At 58.7% G+C, this 23792-nt stretch carries 22 protein-coding genes, 1 tRNA gene and 1 pseudogene; 8 read left to right on the top strand and 16 right to left on the bottom strand.

Annotated features, from left to right (window positions below):
- Positions 1–11 precede the first annotated feature (11 nt).
- A complete protein-coding gene (locus ABI171_RS20325) occupies positions 12–449 on the bottom strand; it encodes a MerR family transcriptional regulator (RefSeq protein WP_348094379.1) in 438 nt (145 codons plus the stop codon).
- Between the two features lie 69 nt (positions 450–518).
- Here ABI171_RS20325 and ABI171_RS20320 point away from each other — a divergent pair, with 69 nt between their 5' ends.
- Complete coding sequence (locus ABI171_RS20320; RefSeq protein ID WP_348094378.1) at positions 519–1754, top strand: NADH:flavin oxidoreductase/NADH oxidase family protein; 1236 nt, start codon at positions 519–521, stop codon at positions 1752–1754.
- A 29-nt stretch (positions 1755–1783) separates the two neighbouring features.
- On the opposite strand, the gene ABI171_RS20315 is transcribed toward ABI171_RS20320, so the two are convergent.
- Positions 1784–2644, bottom strand: a complete 861-nt coding sequence (locus ABI171_RS20315) for a PhzF family phenazine biosynthesis protein (RefSeq protein ID WP_348094377.1) — start codon at positions 2642–2644, stop codon at positions 1784–1786.
- 204 nt (positions 2645–2848) lie between these two features.
- Here ABI171_RS20315 and ABI171_RS20310 point away from each other — a divergent pair, with 204 nt between their 5' ends.
- Positions 2849–3847, top strand: coding sequence for a M14 family zinc carboxypeptidase (locus ABI171_RS20310; protein WP_348094376.1), 999 nt, complete (start codon positions 2849–2851; stop codon positions 3845–3847).
- Positions 3840–4613 carry an alpha/beta hydrolase gene (locus tag ABI171_RS20305; RefSeq protein ID WP_348094375.1) on the top strand — a complete coding sequence of 258 codons (774 nt, stop codon included), beginning with the start codon at positions 3840–3842 and terminating at the stop codon, positions 4611–4613. Before ABI171_RS20310 ends, ABI171_RS20305 begins: the two co-directional genes overlap by 8 nt.
- Positions 4614–4688: 75 nt before the next feature.
- Here the strand turns inward: ABI171_RS20305 and ABI171_RS20300 are convergent, their stop codons facing one another.
- The 10 genes and pseudogenes from ABI171_RS20300 to ABI171_RS20255 all read right to left on the bottom strand — a co-directional run bounded on the left by ABI171_RS20300 (position 4689) and on the right by ABI171_RS20255 (position 14914).
- Complete coding sequence (locus ABI171_RS20300) at positions 4689–5891, bottom strand: glycosyltransferase family 9 protein (RefSeq protein WP_348094374.1); 1203 nt, start codon at positions 5889–5891, stop codon at positions 4689–4691.
- Between the two features lie 51 nt (positions 5892–5942).
- Complete coding sequence (locus ABI171_RS20295; protein ID WP_348094373.1) at positions 5943–6275, bottom strand: hypothetical protein; 333 nt, start codon at positions 6273–6275, stop codon at positions 5943–5945.
- 178 nt (positions 6276–6453) lie between these two features.
- Positions 6454–6529, bottom strand: a tRNA-Thr gene (locus ABI171_RS20290).
- Positions 6530–6603: 74 nt separating this feature from the next.
- Positions 6604–8094 carry a xylulokinase gene (xylB, locus tag ABI171_RS20285; RefSeq protein WP_348094372.1) on the bottom strand — a complete coding sequence of 497 codons (1491 nt, stop codon included), beginning with the start codon at positions 8092–8094 and terminating at the stop codon, positions 6604–6606.
- A 171-nt stretch (positions 8095–8265) separates the two neighbouring features.
- Positions 8266–9666: a D-arabinitol 4-dehydrogenase gene (gene dalD / locus ABI171_RS20280; protein ID WP_348094371.1), complete on the bottom strand. Its 1401-nt coding sequence runs from the start codon at positions 9664–9666 to the stop codon at positions 8266–8268.
- 23 nt (positions 9667–9689) lie between these two features.
- Positions 9690–10838, bottom strand: coding sequence for a sn-glycerol-3-phosphate ABC transporter ATP-binding protein UgpC (ugpC, locus tag ABI171_RS20275; RefSeq protein ID WP_348094370.1), 1149 nt, complete (start codon positions 10836–10838; stop codon positions 9690–9692).
- A gap of 95 nt (positions 10839–10933) precedes the next feature.
- Positions 10934–11629 (bottom strand): HAD-IA family hydrolase, encoded by a 696-nt coding sequence (locus tag ABI171_RS20270; protein WP_348094369.1) that lies wholly within the window; start codon positions 11627–11629, stop codon positions 10934–10936.
- A gap of 29 nt (positions 11630–11658) precedes the next feature.
- Positions 11659–12441 (bottom strand): annotated as a pseudogene (locus ABI171_RS20265) (carbohydrate ABC transporter permease); the annotation flags it as partial.
- A gap of 29 nt (positions 12442–12470) precedes the next feature.
- Complete coding sequence (locus ABI171_RS20260; RefSeq protein WP_348094368.1) at positions 12471–13400, bottom strand: sugar ABC transporter permease; 930 nt, start codon at positions 13398–13400, stop codon at positions 12471–12473.
- A 167-nt stretch (positions 13401–13567) separates the two neighbouring features.
- Positions 13568–14914: a sugar ABC transporter substrate-binding protein gene (locus ABI171_RS20255; protein WP_348094367.1), complete on the bottom strand. Its 1347-nt coding sequence runs from the start codon at positions 14912–14914 to the stop codon at positions 13568–13570.
- A gap of 358 nt (positions 14915–15272) precedes the next feature.
- On the opposite strand from ABI171_RS20255, the gene ABI171_RS20250 reads away from it, so the two are divergent.
- The 3 genes from ABI171_RS20250 (at position 15273) to ABI171_RS20240 (ending at position 17021) form a co-directional block, all read left to right on the top strand.
- Positions 15273–16250, top strand: coding sequence for a sugar-binding transcriptional regulator (locus tag ABI171_RS20250; protein WP_348094366.1), 978 nt, complete (start codon positions 15273–15275; stop codon positions 16248–16250).
- 94 nt (positions 16251–16344) lie between these two features.
- On the top strand, positions 16345–16599 hold the full coding sequence (locus ABI171_RS20245; RefSeq protein ID WP_348094365.1) for a type II toxin-antitoxin system Phd/YefM family antitoxin: 255 nt from the start codon (positions 16345–16347) through the stop codon (positions 16597–16599).
- Positions 16596–17021: a type II toxin-antitoxin system VapC family toxin gene (locus tag ABI171_RS20240; protein WP_348094400.1), complete on the top strand. Its 426-nt coding sequence runs from the start codon at positions 16596–16598 to the stop codon at positions 17019–17021. The genes ABI171_RS20245 and ABI171_RS20240 overlap by 4 nt, the downstream gene beginning before the upstream one ends.
- A 50-nt stretch (positions 17022–17071) precedes the next feature.
- Here ABI171_RS20240 and ABI171_RS20235 read toward each other — a convergent pair whose 3' ends face one another.
- The 3 genes from ABI171_RS20235 to ABI171_RS20225 are packed head-to-tail and all read right to left on the bottom strand — an operon-like array spanning position 17072 to position 19445.
- Positions 17072–17368: a DUF6587 family protein gene (locus ABI171_RS20235; protein WP_348094364.1), complete on the bottom strand. Its 297-nt coding sequence runs from the start codon at positions 17366–17368 to the stop codon at positions 17072–17074.
- Positions 17365–19203: a ferrous iron transporter B gene (locus ABI171_RS20230; protein ID WP_348094363.1), complete on the bottom strand. Its 1839-nt coding sequence runs from the start codon at positions 19201–19203 to the stop codon at positions 17365–17367. The genes ABI171_RS20235 and ABI171_RS20230 overlap by 4 nt, the downstream gene beginning before the upstream one ends.
- Positions 19204–19214: 11 nt before the next feature.
- On the bottom strand, positions 19215–19445 hold the full coding sequence (locus tag ABI171_RS20225; protein ID WP_348094362.1) for a FeoA domain-containing protein: 231 nt from the start codon (positions 19443–19445) through the stop codon (positions 19215–19217).
- Between the two features lie 353 nt (positions 19446–19798).
- Here ABI171_RS20225 and ABI171_RS20220 point away from each other — a divergent pair, with 353 nt between their 5' ends.
- Positions 19799–22015: a S53 family peptidase gene (locus ABI171_RS20220; RefSeq protein ID WP_348094361.1), complete on the top strand. Its 2217-nt coding sequence runs from the start codon at positions 19799–19801 to the stop codon at positions 22013–22015.
- A 523-nt stretch (positions 22016–22538) separates the two neighbouring features.
- Positions 22539–23669, top strand: coding sequence for an ABC transporter substrate-binding protein (locus ABI171_RS20215; protein ID WP_348094360.1), 1131 nt, complete (start codon positions 22539–22541; stop codon positions 23667–23669).
- A 3-nt stretch (positions 23670–23672) separates the two neighbouring features.
- On the opposite strand, the gene ABI171_RS20210 is transcribed toward ABI171_RS20215, so the two are convergent.
- The gene (locus ABI171_RS20210) at positions 23673–23792 is read right to left on the bottom strand and encodes an aldehyde dehydrogenase family protein (protein WP_348094399.1); all 120 of its coding nucleotides are present in this window, start codon (positions 23790–23792) and stop codon (positions 23673–23675) included.

Here is a 23792-nt window from a genome sequence, read left to right as displayed (position 1 = left end):
TCGCCGCGTAGTCAGTCGTCTGCGCTGTGTTTCACTGGACGGGATTGGGCTGATTTGACTATCCTGCCATTTTCCAGGTTGACGGCATTGGCGCATTCACCGGCAGCCCAGGTTTCGCGCAGCGTTACGCGCAAGGCCAGCAAATGCTGTTGCTGCTCGCGCAGCGTGTGCATTAGTTGATCGATTTCATTCAGGCGGCCGTCCAGTTTCCGCAATAGCTGATCCTTCGACAGCTCTTCATTGCTGGCGAATACGCTACGGATTGCATCCAGCGAAAACCCCAGGCCTTGCGCCATCTGGATCCGCCGTAAGCGCTCCAGAGCGGTATCGGCATACTCACGATAGCCGTTGGCGCCGCGTTCGGGCTTGGGCAGCAGGCCGCTTTGTTCGTAGTAGCGGATAGCGGAAGGCGCCATGCCGGTTTTTTCCGCCAGTTCCCCGATCTTCATAATGCTTGACCTTCAAGTTGACTTTAATCTTAGGATACAACATTTCCACCTTCCATAGACGGAATCGCCATGCATCCAGACCTGTTTTCAAGTTTGCAATTACCGAATGGCAGCGTGCTGCCCAATCGCCTGGCCAAAGCCGCCATGGAAGAAAATATGGCTGACATCGGGCAATTACCGGGTCCGGCCATCCAGCGCCTTTACCATGCCTGGGCCGAAGGTGGTGCGGGCTTGGTGATTACCGGTAACGTCATGATCGACGGCGCGGCGCTGACCGGTCCGGGTGGCATAGTGCTGGAAGCCGAAACGCCATTGGCGCCCTTTACGCAATGGGCCGAGGCGGCAAAGCGTAAAGGCGCGCAAGTGTGGATGCAGATCAATCACCCGGGTCGCCAAGTGATGGCAGCCATGGGCGGCCGCGCATGGGCGCCATCAGCGGTGGCGCTGGACCTTGGCAAGCATAGCAAGCTGTTTGCGCAACCAAAAGCCATGAACGATACCGAGATTCAAGAAGTCATCGGGCGTTTTGCCGCTACCGCCGAAGCTGCCGAACGAGCCGGCTTTAACGGCGTCGAGATTCACGCAGCGCATGGTTATCTGATATCGCAATTCCTCTCGCCTTTGAGTAACCAGCGCAAGGATGAATGGGGCGGCAGCCTGGCAAACCGGGCGCGCTTGTTACTGGATGTGGTGCGCGCGGTGCGGGCAAAAGTTTCCGCCGGATTCTGCGTGGCGGTGAAGCTTAATTCCGCCGATTTCCAGCGCGGCGGCTTTACCGAAGATGACGCCAGGCAAGTCATCTTGTGGCTGAATGACTTGCCTGTGGATTTGGTCGAACTGTCCGGCGGCAGCTATGAAAGTCCCGCCATGCAAGGCCGCGCAGCCGATGGCCGCAGCCTGGCGCGCGAAGCCTATTTCCTGGAGTTCGCCAAAGAACTGGCTGCAGTTGCTCGCATGCCGCTGATGACCACCGGCGGGATCCGCCGCAAGGCTATCGCCGAGCAGGTGTTGGCCGGCGGGGTGGCGGTGGTCGGCATGGCTACCGCGCTGGCGGTTGCGCCGAATCTTCCGGCGCAATGGCAGGCGGGCGGCGATCAGGTCGCGCAGAGTCCACAAGTCGATTGGAAGGATCAGGTCATGGCGGCAGTGGCGCGCATGGCCCTGGTCAAGCGCCGCTTGCGGCTGCTGGGCGCCAGCCGTAGCGCGAGCGGCAATCACTCGGCGCTGTTGAGCCTGATTGGCGACCAGTTGCGTACCAAGCGGCTGACAAAGCGCTATCGGCGCTGGTCGCAGGCGCGGGCTTGAGCCGGCAGTCTGTCGGCCGAGGTTGCTTTCTATAAATTGATGGCGCCGCGACCCAGTTCGATAACCTTGCCGCCCACCTGAATCGCGCCGTCAGCACTGACTTGCAGGCGCAGTAGGGAAGGGCGTTTAACCGCCTCGCCTTGTTCGATCTGGTACTGTGCCGGCAAGGCATGGCCTTTGGCGATCAGCCAGCCGCCGAGATTGGCGCAGGCCGATCCGGTGCCAGGATCTTCCGCCACGCCGCCGCCGGCTTTGACAAAGAAATAGCGCGCAACTACGCGGCCGGGGCGGTCGGGATCGAAAGCGAACACATACACCGTCTTGCGCTCAAGGCTGCTTTCCGGCCACGCTTCAAGTTGCGCAGCGTCGGGGCGGGTGCGGTGTACCGCATCAATGCTGCGCAGAGCCACCAGCAACTGGTCGCTGCCGGTATCCACCCACAAGGGCACGTCCAGTAAATCGTCTTGATGCAAGCCGAGCAGCGCAGCCATTCCTGCCGGCGTCATGTTTGCCGGGGCTGTTTTCAGGCCGCCGGGCTGCGGCGCGGTCAAGGTCCAGACGTCGCCTGCCGCACTGACCGGCACGACGCCGGCGATGAATTCCAGCGATAGCGCATCGCCGGTGCGCGCCAGATCGCGCACTACCTGAGCCGTGCCGAGGGTCGGATGGCCGGCAAAGCGCATTTCATAATCGGGTGTAAAGATACGCACGTGCGCATCGGCCCGTTCGGAGGGCAGGATGAAGGTGGTTTCCGAGAGGTTGAACTGCAGCGCCAGGGCCCGCATGGTGGCGTCATCCATGCCGCGCGCATCTTCAAATACGCACAGCTGGTTGCCGCCGAAAGTCGATTCGGCAAAGACGTTGAGAAGCCGGTAGGCGTAGGTGCTCATGGGAGTCCTGTGGTTCTGTGATGAAGTGAAAGCGCGGGTTGTCCGGCCAGCGCATGCAAAGGCCATTTTTCGGGAAATGGCGAAAGCGATATCCTACCTCACGGAGGCATGGTTTTCAGGTATTCCCTTGACAATATCGAGAACATGGCGCAAAAGTTGGGCATGTGTCGATCGATGATTCATCGGCCAGAGGAGGCGCCAAAAATGGACTTCGATTTACCGGAATTGAACGAACTGGAACGCATCATCCAGGAAGGCCAGCCTTATCTGGAGAGCCGGACCGTTTGCGATATCGACGTCAAGGGACATCGTTTTCCGGTCTATGTCCTGACCATCGGCAGCAAGGATCCGGCCGCGCCGGCGGTCGGCTTCTTCGGTGGCGTTCACGGCCTGGAACGGATCGGCACCCGGGTGCTGCTGGCCTTTCTGCGCAGCCTGTTGTCACGCCTGAAGTGGGATGCGGTGCTGCATCACCAGTTGGCGTCGGTGCGCCTGGTTTTCATGCCGCTGGTAAATCCTGCCGGCATGTGGGACAGCACCCGCTGCAATCCGCGCGGCGTGGACCTGATGCGCAATGCGCCGGTCAACGCCAGCGAGAAGGTGCATTTCCTGGTGGGTGGACAACGCCTCAGCTCTCGGCTGCCATGGTATCGCGGACTATCCGATGCACCGATGGAAGCCGAGGCTCAGGCGCTCTGCAGCGTGGTGCAGGAAGAGTTGCTGAGCCGCGAGTTCAGCATCGCGCTGGATTGCCATTCAGGCTTCGGCGTCAAAGACCGCATCTGGTTTCCTTACGCGCATAGCCGCGAGCCGATTCGCCATTTACCGGAAATTCTGGCCCTGGCGGATTTGTTTAACCAGACTTATCGCGAAAACAATTATTTATTCGAAGCGCAAAACTGCCAATACCTGACGCATGGCGATTTGTGGGATTACCTGTATTTACAGATGCCGGCCGCTAGCCGGCAGGTTTTCCTGCCGCTCACGCTGGAGATGGGATCCTGGCTATGGGTCAGGGAAAACCCGCGCCAGCTGTTTTCCAGGCTGGGGATGTTCAATCCAAAATCGACCAGCCGGCTGCATCGCGTATTGCGCAGTCACCTGGTCTGGCTGGAATTCCTGACGCATGCCGCCGGCGCCCACAAGAACTGGATGCCTGCCAATGCCGCGGGCGTTCCGCAAGCCGGAACTTACCATGGGTAAATGGGTATTTTTGCGCGGTTTGATGCGAGAGAAGCGTCACTGGGGACAATTTCCGGATTTGTTCGGTGCCACGGTGCCGGAGGCAGAGATTGTGCTTCTCGATCTGCCCGGTAACGGCCGCCTGCACATGGAAAGAAGTCCGGCCCGTGTGGAGGAAATGACCGACTATTGTCGCCGCCAACTCCTCAGCCAGGATTTCTTGCCGCCGTATAATTTGTTTGCTTTATCGCTCGGCGCCATGGTCGCAATCGATTGGGCAACGCGTTATCCGGAAGACGTGGCGGGTTGTGTCCTGCTCAATACCAGTTTGCGGCCGGTCAGCCCGTTTTACCACCGTCTCAGACCGCGCAATTATCCGGCGCTGCTGGCGGTTGGCTTGCTGGGAATGGTTAGCCGCAATACTGGCAGGCAGGAGCGTCTCTTGTTGCGGCTGACCAGTAGTCAGGGAACCGGGCAAAGCGCCGTACTGGAACAGTGGATCGGTTATCAGCGTGATCAGCCGGTCACCTTGGGCAATGCGTTGCGCCAGCTATGCGCAGCAGCGCGTTACAGTGCGCCGAGACATGCGCCGTCGATGCCGCTGCTGCTGCTTTCAGGCGGATCGGACCAGTTGATTGATCCTCGCTGTTCGCAAGAGCTCGCGCGTCAATGGCAGGCACCGTTGGCGACGCAAGCCGCAGCGGGGCACGACCTGACTTTGGATGCGGGGCGCTGGGTGGCGGAGCAAGTGCGGGACTGGTTGGCCAAGCTGCATTCAATGGCTTGAAACCGCCGAAGTCGAATTGGGGATTTCCAGCGACGATTTGAACCGCTAATCTTCCCTGCGTTTGCGGCATCGATTCTATTCCATCGGTGTCGCACACAGCTTGCCGAGTTCCTCTTTGACGCGCTGAATCAGCGGCGCCCAGCGATGCAATTCCGCCTGCCGGAAAAGGCGCAGTGACGGGTACCATGCCGATTCCTCACCGGATAATCCCCAGCGCCACTCCGGCGCTGCGGGAAGCAGCCCCCAGACCGGCTTTCCCATGGCCGCAGCCAGATGCAATGGCGAGGAATCGATGGAAATGACCAAGTCGAGTCCGGCGATCATGGCTGAGGTGTCGGCGAAATCGCGCCATTGCTCGGAATAGTCGCTGACCTTGAGACCGGACTGTGCCGCTAGTTCCGGGTTGGTCGCATGTTTCTGGACAATGAACCAGTCGATATGCGTCAGCTCCGCGAGCGGCGCGAATTCTTCCGGATGGATAAAGCGATCGATCCCGCTGAAATTGTGAGGGACGCTTGACCAGCACAGGCCCACCTTAAGACGCCCGGGAGGGCTCTGCAATTGCGCCGCCCAGTGCGTCGTCAATCCGGCCGGTGCGCGCAGATAGCCCTCGGCATAACCGGGGATACGCCCTTCGGCCGCACCGAGGCAGGCCGGCAGCAAATAGTCGAATACCCAATAGTCGAATTCATGCCAGCGTTCCATTTTCCATGTGGCGACAACCTCGTCCGTGCCTTCCAGTCCCTCCAGCAAACGAAGTAGTTCAGGACGGCAGGCAAAGGTAACATGCGCGCCGGCCGCCTTCAGCTCACGCGTATACCTTGCCATCATCAGGTTGTCGCCGATGCCTGCATAGTACGCCACCAAAATACGCTTGCCTGCCAATGGTTGTCCACGCCATTTCTTATTCAGATGCTGGGAAATGCCCGGATAACTGGCGAGCAAATGCGTGTTGTTGGCCAGCGCTTCCGAGCACCGCCAGCCAGCGCGGTTATCGCCCAGAAGCAGCAACAGATCGGTGAAAGGGCCAACCGCATCCAATCTGGCCGGCGCATGCTCCACCGCACGTGCAAACATCGCGAATGCTTCATCGAAGCGGCTCTGCATGTAGAAGGCCCGACCGATTGCAACCAGGGTATCGACATCTGCCGGATCACTGGCAAGGATCAAGCGGCCCGTCGCCACCGCGCCGGCATAATCAGAAAGGTATCTGCTACGAATCCGAAGCGCGATTTTCAACTCGACATTCGTCAGTGCCTGCGCGGCATGAAAGCGCATAAGCTGCGGCTGCAGTTGAAACAGGTATATCTGGGCCAGTGCCTCGTGCGCCTACGCATACGCCGGCTCATGGCGCAGCACGCATTGAAAGCTCTCGATGGCACCCTTGGTATCGCCGAAATGATTGATTTGGATGATGCCCTTTTGCATCCAGAGTAAAGCCACGCCCTGGTTCCCGGACAGCTGGTTTTCACAAACTTGCAAAGCCTGTTCCGCCCGTCCGATCTGGGTCAGGTAATTGGTCAGCTCGATGACATGATTGGTATTACCTGGATCGACTCCAAGCGCTTCCTCCCACAGCGCGATGGCTTCCTGGCTGCGCCCCTGCCGGCGCTCTTCCTGGGCTAGCTGGCTGAGCGAAAGCGCCCGAGAAACGTTCGGCATATTGTTTCCTTTTCAGATGGATCCATACCGGCTATTTTCCTGAGCTGTTCAACAGGGATGTCGGCCTGAGCAGGTCAATATCTAGTTGAGAATCTATCCATGGCGATTTGAAATGAAAATGCCGCAGAACCATTGCAATCGGTTTACGGCATTTTGTAGTCATACGATAAAGACACCTTGGTGCCGGAGAGAGGAGTTGAACCCCCGACCTCTTCATTACGAATGAATTGCTCTACCAACTGAGCTACACCGGCACTGTTTTTGCCAAAAGAACATGCAAAAACACAAAACATATTCTATCAGTAATCAGTGCGTCAGTTAGCGCAACTCAATGCGCTGTTTGTTTGGTGTCGGCGATGCGTTCCGGACGGCAGCGGTAGATCTCACGGTAGGCTGCCAGCCGTGGCTGCAATGCCTGGTGGCGTAGGGGGTTCGGTGTGAACGCCTCGCGCATCGGTGGTTTGGCGCAGATGACGGCTTCCTTGCCGGGTTGGTCATTCGCCGCCAGCCATGCCAGCCGCGCTGCGCCAAGTGCGCCGCCGGTTTCACTGCCGATGTGGGTAATCATCCGCACATTCAGCGCATCGGCAATCAGTTGCGCCCAATAGGGGCTGCGTGAGCCGCCGCCTACCAGCGATAACTCGGTGACTTCGGTGCCGGCCGTATGCAGGGCCGCGAGGCCGTCGGCCATGCCGAAGGTCACGCCTTCGACCACGGCGTAGCCGAGCGCGGCGCGGCCGTGGGCGTGCGACAGGCCGTGGAATACGCCTTGGGCGTAGGGGTCGTTGTGGGGCGTGCGTTCGCCGGACAAATAGGGCAGGAACAGGGGGGCGTTTTCCAGCTCGGCTGCACTCAGGGCGGCGATTTCAGCTAACAGGGTGGCTTCATCGACGCTGACCAGACGGCAGAACCAGCGCAGGCAGCTGGCGGCGGAGAGCATCACGCTCATCTGGTGCCAGCGGCCGGGGAGCGCATGGCAGAAAGCGTGCACCGCCTGGGCAGGATTGGGGCGGAAGCGGTCGTTGACGACGAACAACACGCCGGAAGTACCAAGCGAAATGAAGCCGTCGCCGGGATTGACCGCGCCGATGCCGACGGCGCTGGCGGCGCCGTCGCCGCCGCCGCCGGCGACGACAACCTCAGGCGACAGGCCCCAGGCATCGGCCACTTCGGGCAACAGCGTGCCGGAGGATTCGCCGCCTTCCACCAGACGCGGCATGTGGGCGCGGCGGATACCGGTGGCGGCCAGCAATTCGTCCGACCAATCGCGCTTGGCGACATCCAGCCAGAGGGTGCCGGCGGCGTCGGATGGTTCGGATACTTTGTTGCCGGTCAATTTCAGGCGCAGCCAGTCCTTGGGCAACAGCACGGTCGCCATGGCGGCGAATATGTCTGGCTCATGACGCGCAAGCCACAGCAGTTTGGGGGCAGTAAAACCGGGCATGGCCAGGTTGCCGGCGATCTGGTGCAATTGCGGCGCGCGCTCGGTGAGTTCGGCGCATTCGCTGACGCTGCGCAGGTCGTTCCATAGAATCGCCGGACGCAATACCTTATCATGCGCATCCAGTATCACTGCGCCATGCATCTGGCCGGACAGGCCGATGGCGCGCACGGCGCGAAATTCCTGCGGCGCCTTGGCGCGCAGTTTGGCGATGGTGTCACAGGTGGCTTGCCACCATTGCCCGGGATCCTGTTCCGACCAGCGTGGTTGGGGCCGCGATACGTTGAGTGCGCAACCGGCGTCGGCCAGCAGATTGCCGGCCTGGTCCATCAGGACTACCTTGACTTCCGAGGTGCCCAGGTCGATGCCCAGATACATTTTGCATTTCCTCTACACGTATGGCGGGTGGTTGTGAGAAGCACGGGCCTGTCAGGTTTTTCCAGGCGAAGGCGTTCTCGAACAACCATTACAACCATTGGATTCGGTGCTGCGGATAACGTCGGGTTATCTTTCGCTAACCCAACCCATGGCTTCAATTGCGCTGCTGGATCAGCTTTGCAGCGCGAGCCAATTCTGGACGCGAATCACTGCTTCGCGCATCGGCAACTCAAGCTGCGGACTGCCGGCTAGTGTGCCCCATAAGGCGGTATCGGCGCAATAGGCGCGCAGCGGGTCGGCGGCGCTTAGCATGGCGCGGGTGGCACTGGCGTCGAAGACACCGTCCTGGTAGGCGTAGGGTAGTTCGTCCCTGGCCCAGCGTTGCAGGAACAGGAAAAATAGCGCCGGCAGGACCAGCGTTGCATGCGGCACTGCACCGCGGGCAATGCATTCTTGCAGGGTCGGTACGATGAAGCCTGGGATTTTGGAGAAACCATCGGCGGCAACGCGCTGGTTGCTATCCTGGATATTCGGATTGCCGAAACGTTCCAGCACCGTGTCGCGATAGTTTTCCAGGTTGAGCGGGCTTGGTGTCAAGCAGGGGATGACGTCTTGCGTCACGTAGTCGAACGCCATTTTGCGAATGTCGGCGCGGGCGCAGCCTTGATCGATGTAGGTCAGGCCGACCAGCGTGCCGGCCCAGGCGATGCAGCTGTGGGTGGCGTTCAGTATGCGGATCTTGGCTTCTTCATAAGGCAATACCGACGCCACCATTTCAACCCCGACTTTTTCCAGCGCCGGCCGTCCTGCGGCGAAGTCGTCTTCGATGACCCACTGGATGAACGATTCGGCCATGATCGCGCAGGGATCTGGTTTGCCGCAGGCTTGTGCGACGCGGGCCCTGACTTCATCGGTGGGGCGCGGTGTAATGCGGTCGACCATGGAGTTGGGGCTGCGCGTATGCTCGATCACCCATTTCTGCAAAGCGGTTTCACCGCGCAATGCGAGGAACTGCAGCAAGCCGTCGTGAAAGCGCTCGCCGTTGTGGCGCAGATTGTCGCAGTTGAGCAATGTGATCGGGCCGCCATTGGCTGCCGCTCGGGCGCGCAAGATAGCGGTCATGGCGCCGTAGATGGTGTTCAGTTCGCCTTGCAGGTCTGCTGCGAGGTCGGGATTGCTGGTGTCCAGATGGTGATGATGATCCAGGTAATAACCGCCTTCGGTGACTGTAAAGGAAATCACCTTGGTCGCCGTCCTGGCGCCAAACGCGGTCAGCTCGAGCAGCGCCGCATCCCACGGCACGATGCTCTTGATCGATCGGATCACTTCGTAGTTGCGGACGCCGCCAGGGGTGACGGTTTCCAGCGTGTAGGCGCCGTCTTGCCGTTCCAGGGCGTCCAGCAATGGCGTCATGTCATCGCGGATATTGGCCAGCGCCAGCGACCAGCCGAGGTCGCCGGTTTCCATCAGATGATGCAGATAAACCGCCTGGTGCGCGCGGTGGAACGAGCCCGCGCCGATATGCAGCCAGACCTGCTCGGGGCCATTGGGTGCGGTGGATGTGACTTGCATGATGTGTCCTGAATAAATGGTTTTTATACTGTTTGTGCGGTGGCCGGATGCGTTTGAGTTTGAACCGGAGCCGCGAGCGCCGAATTCAGCCTTGGCAATGCGCGGCCACTCTGGTCGAACAGATGGCAACGCTGCGGATCGGCCGAAACGCCGATTTCGCTGCCACGCTGCATGTTGACGGTGTCAGCCACGCGCAATACCAGCGGCTCTTCGGATACGCTCGAATCGGCATACAGATAAGAGAAATCGCCCAGTGCTTCCAGCACCGTGAATTTCGCCTTCAGCATCGGCGTTTGCGCATCCAGCATCAAGTGCTCGGCGCGCACCCCGATACTGACCTCGGCGCCAATCTGCAAGCTGCTGCCATCCACCGCGACAGACTGCCGGCCGCCGCTAGCCAGTTCCACCAGCACGCCGTTGCCGCCAATGGCTACGACTTTGCCATCGATGAAATTCATTTTTGGCGAGCCGATGAAGCCGGCCACAAAGCGGTTGGCCGGATGATGGTAAAGCTGCTGCGGCGAACCCACTTGCTCAACCCGGCCGGCCGACAGCACCACGATCTTGTCGGCCAAGGTCATGGCTTCGATCTGGTCATGGGTGACATAGATCATGGTGGTCTTGAGCTGGTCGTGCAGGCGCGAAAACTCAAGACGCATTTTTACCCGGAGCGCAGAATCCAGGTTCGACAACGGTTCGTCGAACAGGAACACGCTAGGCTCGCGGGTAATGGCGCGGCCGATTGCTACCCGTTGGCGCTGGCCGCCCGACAAGGCTTTCGGCTTGCGGTCCAGCAGATGGTCAATGTGCAGAGTCTTGGCGGCTTTCTGCACTGCGACGTCGATCTCGGCTTTGGTTTTGCCGGCGATTTTCAGGCCGAAAGCCATGTTGTCGTACAGCGTCATGTGCGGATAGAGCGCGTAGGATTGGAAAACCATCGCAATGCCGCGCCTGGCCGGCGGCACGTCGTTCATGCGCGTTTCGCCGATGAACAGGTCGCCGCTGCTGATATCTTCCAGGCCGGCGATCATGCGCAGCAAGGTCGATTTGCCGCAGCCGCTGGGGCCGACGAAGACCACGAATTCGCCATCGTCGATATCGAGATTGATATCGCGCATGACTTCATTGTCGTCGTAGCTCTTGATGAGATTCCTGATTTTTACGCCTGCCATGATGGCCTCCTTCTGTTTTTTTCTCAAATCACCATGCCGCTTGGCGACAGGGTAATGGCTGAAACTGTTTAATTGATCCGTTTTTTCTCAAGGCATCAAGCCGCAAGCAGATCGGGTAGCTGTTGCATATCGTCGAATACCAGTTCGGCGCCCGCTGCCAGCAAGCGCGCCGTGGCCTGGCCACGATCATGCGCGACACCGGTAAAGCCGAATACGCGAATACCAGCCGCGACTGCGGAGCGGACACCGGTGACGCTGTCGTCGATGGCGATGCACTGCTGCGGCGCCACCTGAAAGCCGGCGGCGGCAGCCAGGTAAACATCTGGCGCCGGCTTGGGCGTACCCATGTCGTGGCCGCTGTGGATATGGCCGTCGAACAAGGCCAGCAAACCACAACGGCGCAAGCCGGCGTCGATGCGCAACAAGCTGCTGTTGCTGGCGACCGCCTTGGGCAAAGGGATGGCTGCCAGCACCTCTATCACGCCAGGCACCGCCGTCACTTCTTCGCTGCAGGCGCGGCTGACCGCCAGGTTGATTGCCGAATAATCCGGCGCCAGCAAGCCGAGACTGAACTGCGCATTGATTTCATCCAGCAGCAGATTGGTCATCATGCCCAGCCGCTCGGAAATGGCGCCGTGCAGGGCCAGCTCGGTTTGGCCGTTTCCTTGCACCACGGCGCGCGGCAGGTAGCCGGCCAGCTGGCGATGCAGGACGGTGAGGGCGATGCTCTCACTGTCGAGCAAGACGCCGTCGCAATCGCAGATCAGATGCGTGATGTGCTTATTTGTCATGTGCTTCATAAACTGAGTCATAAGCTGCGTCATTTCACCGCGCCGAAAGTCAGGCCGCGCACCAGTTGTTTTTGCGCCAGCCAGCCGAGCACCATGATCGGCGCGATCGCCAGCAAAGAAGCGGCGGACAGCTTGGCCCAGAACAAGCCCTCCGGGTTGGAATAGGAGGCGATGAACACGGTCAGGGGCGCGCCGCTGACACTCGTCAGGTTGATGCTCCAGAACGCTTCGTTCCAAGACAGGATAATCAGCAGCAAACCAGTCGACACCAGTCCCGGCATGGAAGTCGGCAGCAGCAGGTAGATCATTTCCTGCCAGGCGTTGGCGCCATCGATCCGCGCCGCTTCGAGGATTTCCTTCGGCACGTCGTTGAAGTAGGTGAACGCCATCCACACTGCAATCGGCAGGTTGATCAGGGTATAGATGATGGTCAGACCCGTCACCGTATCGAGCAGGCCGCTGTTCTTGGCCAGCAGATAGATAGGGATCAGCACGCCGACTGCCGGCATCATCTTGGTCGACAACATCCACAGCAGCAGTTTCTGTGTCTTTGCGGTCGGAAAGAACGCCATCGAGTAAGCCGCCGGCACGGCGATCAGCAGCGCCAGCACGGTGGAGCCGAGCGAGACGATCAGCGAGTTGGTGACAAAATCCATGTAATTGCTGCGCGCCATGACTTCATGGAAGCTTTCCAAGGTCGGCCAGAAAATCAGGGTCGGCACGTAAGCCTGGTGCTCGGTCTTGAAGGCGGTGATCGCCACCCAGAAGATCGGGAAAAACAGGACGATCGCGCAAGCCCACGCCAGCAGGCCAAGCCACAGGCGGTTTTTATTTTTAGCGCTCATTTTTCGTTCGCTCCTTTCAGGTTCTTGGCCATCATCCGTACCAGGAAGAACGACACAATATTGGCCAGGATCACGGCGATGATGCCGCCGGCCGAGGCGATGCCGATATCGAACTGCTGCAAGCCGATCGAATACACCAGGTAGGCCAGGTTGGTGGTGGCCGTACCCGGACCACCGGCGGTGGTGGTGAAAATTTCAGCGAAAATCGACAGCAGGAAAATGGTTTCGATCATCACCACGACCGTGATGGCGCGCTTGAGATGGGGCAGCACCACGTACCAGAAAATCCGGATGGCGCCGGCGCCGTCGAGCTGCGCAGCTTCCTTCTGTTCGAGATCCAGCGATTGCAGTGCCGTCAGCAAGATCAGGAAGGCGAACGGGATCCATTGCCAGGCCACGATCATGATCACGGACAGCATCGGATATTCCGCCAGCCAGTCGATGGGCTCCAGCCCGACCAGCCGCATGGCCCACGCCAGTAAACCGTAGACCGGATGCAGGATCATGTTTTTCCAGATCAGTGCGGCGACAGTCGGCATCACGAAGAAAGGGCCGATCACCAGCAGCCGCGCAATGCCGCGGCCGAAAAACGGCTGGTCGAACAGCACCGCCAGCAAGGTGCCGGCGACTACGCTGATGACCAGCACCGAGCCGATCAGCACCAGGGTATTGAGGATCGACGGCCAGAAGGCCGGATCGTTAAAAAGGAAAGCGTAATTGTCTAGTCCGACAAAGCCGGTTTCATCCGGCATCAGCAGGTTGTAGCGCGTGACCGAGAAATACAGCGTCATCGCCAGCGGCACGATCATCCACATCAGCAACAAGGCGACCGATGGCGTTTGCAGCAGGCGAACCGGTTTGAATTTACTGACGTTGGGCTGCACTGGCGTGACCGCAGGTGCGCCCTGAGCGGTTTGAGTAAGCATGGTGATATGACCTCATTACGTATTTTGCGCTGCCGACTGGTGACGATCGAAATTCGGCCTGGCATTGGCAAGGAAGGACAAGCGGACGACGGCGTCCGCTTGCACGCTTGCTCTGTTTGCTGCTCTGTTTGCTGCTCGGTTTACAGCGCAGTTAATGGCTTGGCTACCTATTTGATGTAGCGGCCTTGGCGCATCATCCGTTCCGCCTGTGATTGCGAGGTTTGCAGAGCGACGTCAACCGTGGTCTTGCCGGCCAGCGCGCCGGCGATCGCTTGCCCGACTACCGTTCCCAGCGATTGAAACTCTGGAATCGTTGCAAACTGGATGCCGGTGTAAGGTACTTTTTGCAGAGTCGCATCCTTGGTGTCGGCAGTCTGGATCGCGCTCAGCACGAAGTCGGAATACGGCGCAGCTTTCTTGTACTCAGGCGAAGCGTAGGTCGACATGCGGGTGCCTGGAGGCACCAGGCCCCAGCCTTTTTCCTTGGCGACCAGTTGGATATATTCCTTGGAAGTTGCCCAGGCAGCAAACTTCTTGGCGGCGTCTTGCGACTTCGACGATTTCGGAATTGCCAGCGACCAGATCCACAACCAGTGCGCGCCCTTCGGCGTGACCGCGACCGGGGACGGCGCAAATGCCACCTTGCCGACCACTTTCGATTCCTTGCTGCTGTAGATCATGCCGGCGGCGACGGTGGCGTCGATCCACATGCCGCACTTACCGCTGGAGAACAGCACCAGGTTTTCGTTGAAGCCATTGGACGTAGCGCCTTGCGGACCGTATTTACGCAGCAGGTCGACATAGGTGGTGACGGCGTTTTTCCACTCTGGCGAGTTGAGTTGCGGCTGCCACTTTTCATCGAACCAGCGGCCGCCGAACGTGTTGGCGAAGGTGCCGATCACCGCCATGTTTTCACCCCAGCCGGCGCGGCCGCGGAGGCAGATGCCGGCGACGCCGTTTTGTTTGTCGTTTAGCTTTTCAGCGAAACCGGCGATGTCCGTGAAGGTAGGGTGATCAGGCATCTTCAGGCCTTTTGCCTCAAACAGGTCCTTGCGGTAATAGGTCATCGAGCTTTCGGCATAGAACGGCAGCGCGTACAGCTTGCCGCCCTCGGTCAGGCCATCGTGTACGGTCTTGATCAGGTCGCCTTCGTCGTAGCTGGCGGGCAGGCCGTCCATCGGCGCCAGCCAGCCTTTCTTGGCCCAGATCGGCGCTTCATACGCACCGATGGTCATCAGGTCGAACTGGCCGCTCCCGGTCGCGATGTCGGTAGTGACGCGCTGGCGCAGCACGCTTTCTTCCAGCACGACCCAGCGCAGCTTGATGTCGGGATTGGCGGTTTCGAAATTGGATGAGAGCTTTTGCAATTCGATCATGTCCGGATTGTTGATCGTTGCGATATTGACGGTAACCGGCGCGGCCGATGCGCTCATGCAGAGCATGGCTATGGAGAGTGCGCTGAGTGGGGCCAGGATTGCTGAAAACGAGCTGCTGCCGATGCTGCGAGATTTCATGTTTGTCTCCATTGTTGTTGGAATATGCAATTTGCCGTGCCGACTTGCGCGGCTTCGCTTTGTCACTTTCTTCGGTAAGCCGATCACTGACCACGATGACCGGCCTGGCTTTCCGGAAAGTTGTTGTAACGCAGTCTCTTTAAAAATATTGAGCAAAAGACTTTTCGTTGAGCAAATAATCATCCATGATCCAGGTCATGTCAAGATTTTTTTTTGCTGAATAAATCCATCTCGAATGGTTATGTCGCAGTGCACTATCTGGGACAATTCATGGTCGAATGCCATACACAGGTGGCGGTTGCGTTGTGCTGCGATAGCACGTTCACAGCGCGGTGCGCCGATAAAAAAAGGAAACCAGATGGCATCAAGAAATGAAAAACTAGACCTCGCAGCCCGTGCGGCATGGATGTATTACGTGGTTGGCAATACCCAGAACGAGATCGCCGACCACCTTGGAATTTCCCGGCAGATGGCGCAACGGCTGGTGGCTTATGCCCGTGAGTCGGGGCTGGTCAAGGTACGGGTCGAGCATCCGGTATCGGAATGTCTGGCGTTGGCCGCTGCGTTGCAGCAAAAGTACGGATTGGAACAGTGTCATGTGGTTCCTAGCGTCGGCTCGGCCGATGTGGGGACAAATAAGGTGATCGATGACGCTGGCGTGCAACAGATGCTGGCGGTCGTGGGCGCCGAGGTTGTAGAGCGCTATTTGCAGCAAGAGAATCCGCTGGTGGTGAATGTCGGTTCCGGGCGGACCTTGAAAGCGGTGCTGGAAGCGGTGTCTGAAATGGACCGGCCGCAGCATCGGATCGTTTCCATGGTCGGCGCGATTGCTGCGGATGGTTCATCGAATCGTTATGACGTTGCGTTGACGGTGGCGGATAAAACGCAGGGGCGTTTCTTTTTGCTGCCGGCGCCGCTGGTGGCTGACAGTGCCGAGGATATGCGGCAGTGGTGCAATCACCGGGTGTACCGCATCGTGGCTGATTTGGCGCAGCAGGCGGACGTGACTTTTATCGGGGTCGGCACGATTGCGCTGGGTTGCCCGATGCATGAGGATGGTTTTCTTACTGCGGCGGAGGTGGCGCAGTTGCAGGCGCATGGCGCGGTGGGGGAGATGATCGGGCATGCGATCACCGGCGATGGCCGGCTGATTGCTTCGCCGATCGAAGACCGGATTACCAGTTTGCCGTTGATTTCGCCGCCGAGGCGGCCAGTGATCGGGATGGCTGGTGGCGTCAAGAAGGCTGAGGCTATCCGCGCGGTGTTGCGGGGCGGGTGGTGGTCAGGGTTGATTACCGATGAGTATTGTGCTCGCTATGCCTTGCAAGAAGAATGATTGGATATTGATCAATGTAGATATGTTTCTACATTAATTGCGCTATCATCAGATTTGTAGTAACGTATCTACAAATGTGTAATGAGGTGATGCCATGACAATTACCACTCTTTCAAGTCGCGAATTTAACCAGCATGCCAGCGACGCCAAGAAAGCCGCCAACAACGGCCCGGTGTTCATCACTGACCGCGGCCGTCCGGCGCACGTGCTGCTCAGTTTCGAGGACTATCAAAGGATCACCGGCGCGAGCCAAAAGATTGCCGATCTGCTGGCGATGCCAGGCATTGAAGATATCGAACTGGATATTCCGCAGTTGCGCGATCTTGCCCAGCCGGCGGATTTTTCCTGATGTTCGTTCTCGATACCAATGTGGTCTCCGAACTACGCAAGGTTCGCCTGGGAAAAGCTGACCAGAACGTCGCAAAGTGGGCCGACAGCATAGCCAGCGGCGACTTGTACCTTTCCGTGATCACGATCCAGGAATTGGAGATTGGCGTGTTGCTCGCCGAACGGCGCGATCCCTTGCAGGGCGCAATGTTTCGCACCTGGCTCGATAGCCATGTATTGCCGGCGTTCGCCGGTCGCATCCTGGCCGTCGATACAGCCGTCGCATTGCGCAGCGCGAAACTGCATGCGCCGGACCCTCGTCCCGTGCGTGACGGCTTGATAGCAGCCACGGCGCTGGTCCATGGCATGACTGTGGCGACGCGCAACGTGGCGGACTTCGCGCCCACCGGCGTCCGGATTTTCAACCCTTGGAACGGGTCCTGAAAACGGCAACGCCTTGCTGAGGATTGTCCTGCTTCCTCAGGTCTTCTTTCTTATTCGCGTGACCGTGCTTTAAACTGCAATGGCTGCTCGTCGCTTGGCGATGCCGGTCCGCAGCCGCTTGAGCATGAGCCGCAGCCGCTACCACAGCCCGCGTCGGCGCCCGCCGGCTGCAGCCGCTCACCGAGTTTGCGCAACAATGCCGGGCGGGATGCCTTGACCAGAGAATCCGCCAGCATCGACTGCCAACGCTGACTGGTCGCCGGCATCAGGCGCCGGCATGCATAGACCAGGCTGGAGATGACCGCCAGGCCGATGATAATGTCTTGCGCTATCAGGAAGGGCGTCATGTCAGCAGCCTGGTGATTTGATAGGTGAGGAAAGCCGCCAGGTAGGCCAGGCCGAACAGGTAGGCGGTGGCGAAGGCGACTATTTTCCAGGAGTTGGTTTCGCGTCGCATCACCGCCAAGGTCGACATGCATTGCGGGGCGAATACATACCAGGCCAGTAGCGCCAGCGCGGTGGCTAGCGACCATTGGTGGGCGATCATCGGGCCCAGTTGCGAGGCGATCGCGTCTTCGCTGCCGGATATGGCGTACACCGTGCCGAGCGCCGATACGGCGACTTCACGCGCGGCCATGCCGGGCACCAGCGCGATGCAGATCTGCCAGTTGAAGCCGATCGGCGCGAACACATATTCCAGCAAGTGGCCGATCCTGCCGGCCAGGCTGTAGTCGATGGCCGGCAAGGTTGCGCCTGCGGGCGGGCCGGGAAATGTCGACAAGAACCATAGCAATACAGTAAGCGCCAGGATGATGGTGGTGACGCGGCGTAAAAAGATCAGCGCACGTTCCCACAGGCCGATGGCGATATTGCGGGCGCCGGGCAGGCGATACGAGGGCAGTTCCATCAGTAAGGCATGCTCGCTCTTGTCCTTGCGTACGCGCTTGATGATCCATGAGACTGCCAGTGCGCTGACGATGCCGGCCACGTACAGTACGAACAGCACAATGCCCTGCATGTTGAACAGGCCCCAGACGCTGCTGCTCGGAATGAAGGCCGAAATCAGCAGCGTGTAGACCGGCAGGCGCGCCGAGCAAGTCATCAGCGGCGCCACCAGGATGGTGGTCAGGCGGTCGCGCGGGTCCTGGATGCTGCGGGTCGCCATGATGCCGGGGATCGCGCAGGCAAAGCTAGACAGGAGCGGGATGAACGAACGGCCGGTGAGGCCGGCCTTGAACATCATGCGGTCGAGCAGGAAGGCGGCGCGCGGCAGGTAGCCGGATTCTTCCAGCACCAGGATAAAGAAAAACAGGATCAGGATCTGCGGCAGGAACACCAGCACCGTGCCCAGGCCGCCGAAAATGCCATCGCTGATCAGGCTGCGCAGCAGGCTTTCCGGCATCGCCGCGGTAACCCAGGCACCGACGGCGGTAACCCCGGCCTGGATCGCCTCCATCACCGGCTGCGCCCAGGAAAACACCGCCTGGAAAATAAAAAACATGATGGCCGCCAGCAGCGCCAGGCCGATTACCGGATGCAATACCCAACGGTCGATTGCATCGTCGATCATTGAAGTGTTGCGCGGCATGGTGACTGCGGCGGCGAGCATGCTGCGGACCTGCGCGTGCAGATCGTCGTCGACGGCGCCGGTCGCCTCGGCTGGTGCGCCAGCCTGATCCAGATGCCGGATCAGCTCGCGCGCGCCGCCGCTGCGTACGGCAATGGTTTCAATCACCGGAATCCCGAGGCGGCGTTCCAGCTCCGCGCGATCGATGCCGATGCCGCGCTTGCGGGCCGCGTCCATCATGTTCAACGCCAGCACCATCGGCCGCCCCAGCCGTTTGACTTCGAGCACGAAGCGCAGGTGCAGGCGCAGATTGGTCGCATCCGCCACGCACATGACCAGGTCCGGCAGCGCTTCGCCAGGCATCTGGCCGAGGCAGACTTTGCGGGTGATCATTTCATCCGGACTGGTGGCTTCCAGGCTGTAGGCGCCGGGCAGGTCCAGCAGCTGGAACACGCGGCCGGATGGCGCGGTGAAGCGGCCTTCCTTGCGTTCGACCGTGACGCCGGCGTAATTGGCGACCTTCTGCCGGCTGCCGGTCAGCTGGTTGAAGAGGGCGGTCTTGCCGCAGTTGGGATTGCCGACGAGGGCGATGCGCAGGGAGGAGGTGCTGGACATGGTGCTTGAATTCAGGAAGCCGGATTCGGAGTGACGTGCACCCGGTGCGCTTCAGCGCGACGCAGGGCAAAACGAGTGAAGCCGATTTGTATCATCAGCGGATCGGCGCCGACCGGACCACGCGCCACCACGCTGACCGGTTCGCCGTTGACAAAACCGAGCTCGCGCAATCGTTTGGCAATCGGGTCGGCAGCCAGGACATCTTCTACATGTTCGATGACAGCTGGTGTAAACGGGGTCAAGTCACAAAGTCTCATACAAAAGCCATTACTAATAATGATTCTCATTATAACCATTCGTCGTCATCAGTAGGCACTTCGTTGGTAAAGGCATGTGTCCGCGGTCCTGCATGAGGATGGATTTGGAGATGGAAATATGTTTTTTAGATAACAAATGATGTATGAATTCAGAGCTCAGGCAACACCGTGCGTAAAGAGTCTGCAAGACCGTAAAAGCCTTGTCTAAATTTATTGTCGAATGGTAAAAAATACATCGAATCAGGTATGATCCAGAACTTTGCTGGCTACTCAGTCGATGGTGCGTTGCAAGCTGAGGAGCTTGTCCCTAACGTTCTACCTTATCGAGATTTGGTGTGATGAAATTACACAATAGCCTGGCCTGTATCACGGCGGTAACGCTGGCCGTCCTGCTTAGCGCTTGCGGCGGCGGAGGCGGCTCCGGCACAGGCAACACCCCGCAGGCCGCGGCCTTGAGTGCTGACCAGCAGATTTTCGAGCATGAAGAACTGCAGGGCGGCACTTACGCACTAGGGGTCGGCTTGCCTTATGGCGGCGGCAACCTGATCAGCGGCGTCAATTACTTCTATTCGTCTTCAACAGGTGGTTTGAGCAAATCGCCATCGAGTGCCGGCAGTCAGGTTGAAGCGTCACAATATAACTCGCTGGACTCGGCATTGGCATTGCCAAATTTTGCGACTACACGTTATTTGCTTAATGGCAAAATATTGGTCCGTTCTCTGACCGCCCAGCGTAAGGTCAGCTATGTCGGCAGCGGGGTCAGAACCGATTCGTTCGCGGATGACGGCAGCACCATGGTCCAGTCCTCGCTGTTTTCCAATTTCAGTGAAACCCAGTTATCCGGAGCCATGGACAATGCGCCGGAAGAGTTACAGGCCTCTTATCAGATAGATGATTGGATCAGCGCCAATAATTTTTCAGCCAATGCGCAGTGGCAGAGCGGCGCCGCCTATACAAAGAGGCAAGGCGCGCTGATAGGCGATACCTACTTTGCGCTGGATTGCACAAATAGCCTGCCGGCTAAAGTGACGACGTCGGCTGCGACTACGCCTTGCATGACTCAGGCGAAACTCGATAATTTCTTTCCAGTCACGCTGGAGAATGCTAATTTCCATCCGTATGAAACGGATTTCTCTGCGGACGGCACGATCAGCACGGTCAATGGCGTCCGCATGTGGATAGCCAATGCAGCGCTGCCTGCTGCGCAAAATAGTACCGTTTCGTATCGCATCTATTACGAACTGAACGGCAACGTCTACATGGGCGCGCTGGAGAAAGACGGTACATCGTACAAATACCCGCAAAAAGACGGTTCGGTAGTCGCGTATTATATCGGCCTGAACCAAGCGGCAGTCAACAGCGTGCAGCAGGGTTTGATCACGGGTGCAAGCGTCCCCGGTTCGCAAAGCGGTGGCGTTGCCGAGGTCGGTACTGTCGATTTGTTCGGTATTGGCGGACATGGCATCAATGGCGCGTTGGCGCCTGTCGATTTGCAAACGCACTACGGTAGTCCCGCCGGCCTGAATGGCGCAGGTCAAACCGTGGTGCTGATTGAAGCGCCATCTACCGGCAACGTAGAAGACGATCTTGCTGTCTACAGCCAATATTTCAATCTGCCGCAATGTACTACTGCGAATGCATGCTTCCAGCATGTCGATTTGTCGAATGGCGCACCGGTCCCGGTGGCCAGCGACTGGGGCGCGGAGGCGGAATTGGATACGCAACTGGTGCATGCGATGGCGCCGGGGGCCAAGATTGTTGTGGTGACGGCAAAGAGCCCGAGCTATGCCGATCTGTTTGCTGCGGTCAATTATGCTGCCGTGCTACCTGGGGTGACCGCGGTATCGATGAGTTTCAGCGGCTTTCCTATGCCTAGCGATGCGCAAAACGAGGATGCGTTGCTGTCCGGATTCCAGAGCAAGCAAGGTGTGGCTTTCTTCGCCAGTACCGGCGATGCCGGCTTTGTCTCCTGGAGCGGCGCCGGTTATCCGGCGGCATCGCCTTATGTTACTGCGGTGGGCGGTACGCGTATCAATTCGGTCGTGTGGAACGGCGCTGCGCAAAACGAAGTAGCCTGGCAGTTTTCCGGTGGTGGTAATAGTTACTATCTGCCCATGCCGGCTTGGCAGTCATCGTATCTGAGCAGCAGCGTGGCGGCGCTCAATGGCGGCATGCGCGCAGTGCCGGATGTTGCCGCAGTAGCTGACTACCAGCACAGTGCTGTGGGAATCTATTACAAGCAACGCTGGGTAATGAGCGGCGGCACCAGCGCCAGCACGCCGATCTGGGCCGGCATCAGTGCGCTTTTCGGACAATACCTCGGGAATAAAGGAAGTTCCCTGGCGACCTTGATCAAGGCCACGCCGGGTGGCTTCAACGGTTTGCTGTATCAGGCAAAAGTGACGCAAGGGACCAGTCCCGGATTCATCGATATCGTGTTGGGAAGTAATAATCTCGGTTCAACGCCGTGCACCATATGCAGCGCTGTGGCGGGCTATGATAATGTTACCGGCCTGGGCGTGCCGAACAGCAGCAAGCTCTTTGCCAATTTTTAACACTGCCTTCGGCTTCAATTTCTTTCGCGCTGTGTAAGCGTGTCTACAGGCAATTTCCGCACTTCGCAGAGTCACTGGCAACACCAGTCGCTCTGCGATTTTCTTTATGGTTTTTGTTACGCCATCTATCCGGACCAAATGAAATCCCGCCTCACTTCGCATTTCTACTTTCGCTATTTCCATTCAAATATAGCGATGACCATTTCACAAATTTAAACAACATTTGTATCCCGCTTGCTTGACAGCATTGCCCGCTTTGCGTTTTACTTAGGGCAATTTTCTGCACCGCAACAAATTGCATTGTGTTTTTGTAGCGCCTGCACCTGCTTTTGCTGATTCAGGTTTCGGTGCGAAGGCAAACCGGCAATTGTTACAGCCTGATGTCACGCTTATTTCGTCTTGCTACGTAGCTGCTGCGCCGTGCATTTGCGGGTGTCGTCTTACGCGGCTTTTCGGTAGCGCTAACACCGGTGGCGCCTTGCAATGTCTATCAACTCAAGTTCTATGAAGGATCGGATTTTCCATGCGACTTAACAAAATACTCGCCCTCACATCTCTGTTGCTGGCGGCCGCCATCTGCCGGGCCGAGACCGGCGTTACCGCCACCACCATCACGCTGGGTCAGTCGGCTGCGTTTTCCGGTCCGGCCCAAGAACTGGGTAAGGGCATGCACGACGGCGCGCAAGCTTATTTCGATCAGGTCAATGCGAGCGGCGGTGTGTTCGGCCGCAAAATCATTCTGAAGACATTGGATGACGGCTACGAGCCGGACCGCGCCGCCGCGAACACCAAACAGTTCATCGAACAGGACGAGGTGCTGGCCTTGTTCGGCTATGTCGGCACGCCGACATCTAACGCATCGATTCCGGCCGTGAGCAAAGCCAAGGTGCCGTTCTTTGCGCCGTTTACCGGCGCGCAATCGCTACGTGAACCGTTCAACCGCAATATCTTCAATGTCCGCGCCAGCTACTTTGCCGAGACCGAAAAAATCGTGCAGCAGATTACGACGTTGTCGCTGAAACGGATTGCGGTTTTCTATCAAAATGACGCTTACGGCAAGGCCGGGCTTGAGGGTGTGACGCGGGCCTTGAAGAAGCGCGGGATCGAAGTGACCGGACTTGGCACGGTGGAACGCAATAGCGTTGACGTCAGCGATGCCGTCGCCAAGATCCGGCTCAGCAAGCCGCAAACGGTGATCATGGTGTCTGCCTACAACTCCAGCGCCGCCTTCATCAAAGCCATGATCGCCGCCGGCAGCCCGCCGTCGTTCTGGAATATTTCATTCGTCGGCAGCCAGCAACTGGTGACTGCGCTGGGCAAGGATGCCAGCGGGGTCCAGATCTCCCAGGTGATGCCGGCGCCATGGGATGAGACGCACGCCATCGTCAAGGAGTATCGCAAATACTATCTGCAAGACGACAAGAAGCAATGGGATTACGTCAGCATGGAGGGCTTCATCGCCGCCAAGGTGTTTGTCGAAGGCCTGCGGCGCGCCGGCAGCAATCTGTCGCGCGACAGCTTGATCCGGGCACTGGAAACCGTCAGCCATTACGATGCCGGCGGTTATTTCATCACCTTCAGTCCAAGCAACCACAATGGTTCGGAGTTCGTCGACCTGACTATGGTGGCAAAATCGGGCAGGTTCCTGCACTGACCTCTATTCAGGCGTCGGCATGACCACGTGTTTTATTTCCTGAAAAGCGTGCAAGCCCCAAGGTCCGAGTTCGCGGCCGATGCTGCTTTTCTTCATGCCGCCCCATGAGGTTTGCGGGAAAAT

The organism is Collimonas sp. (genome assembly GCF_039923675.1).
Lineage (GTDB): Bacteria > Pseudomonadota > Gammaproteobacteria > Burkholderiales > Burkholderiaceae_D > Collimonas.
Note: the sequence above shows the minus strand (reverse complement) of the source record. Positions and strands in the feature narration are given on the sequence as shown.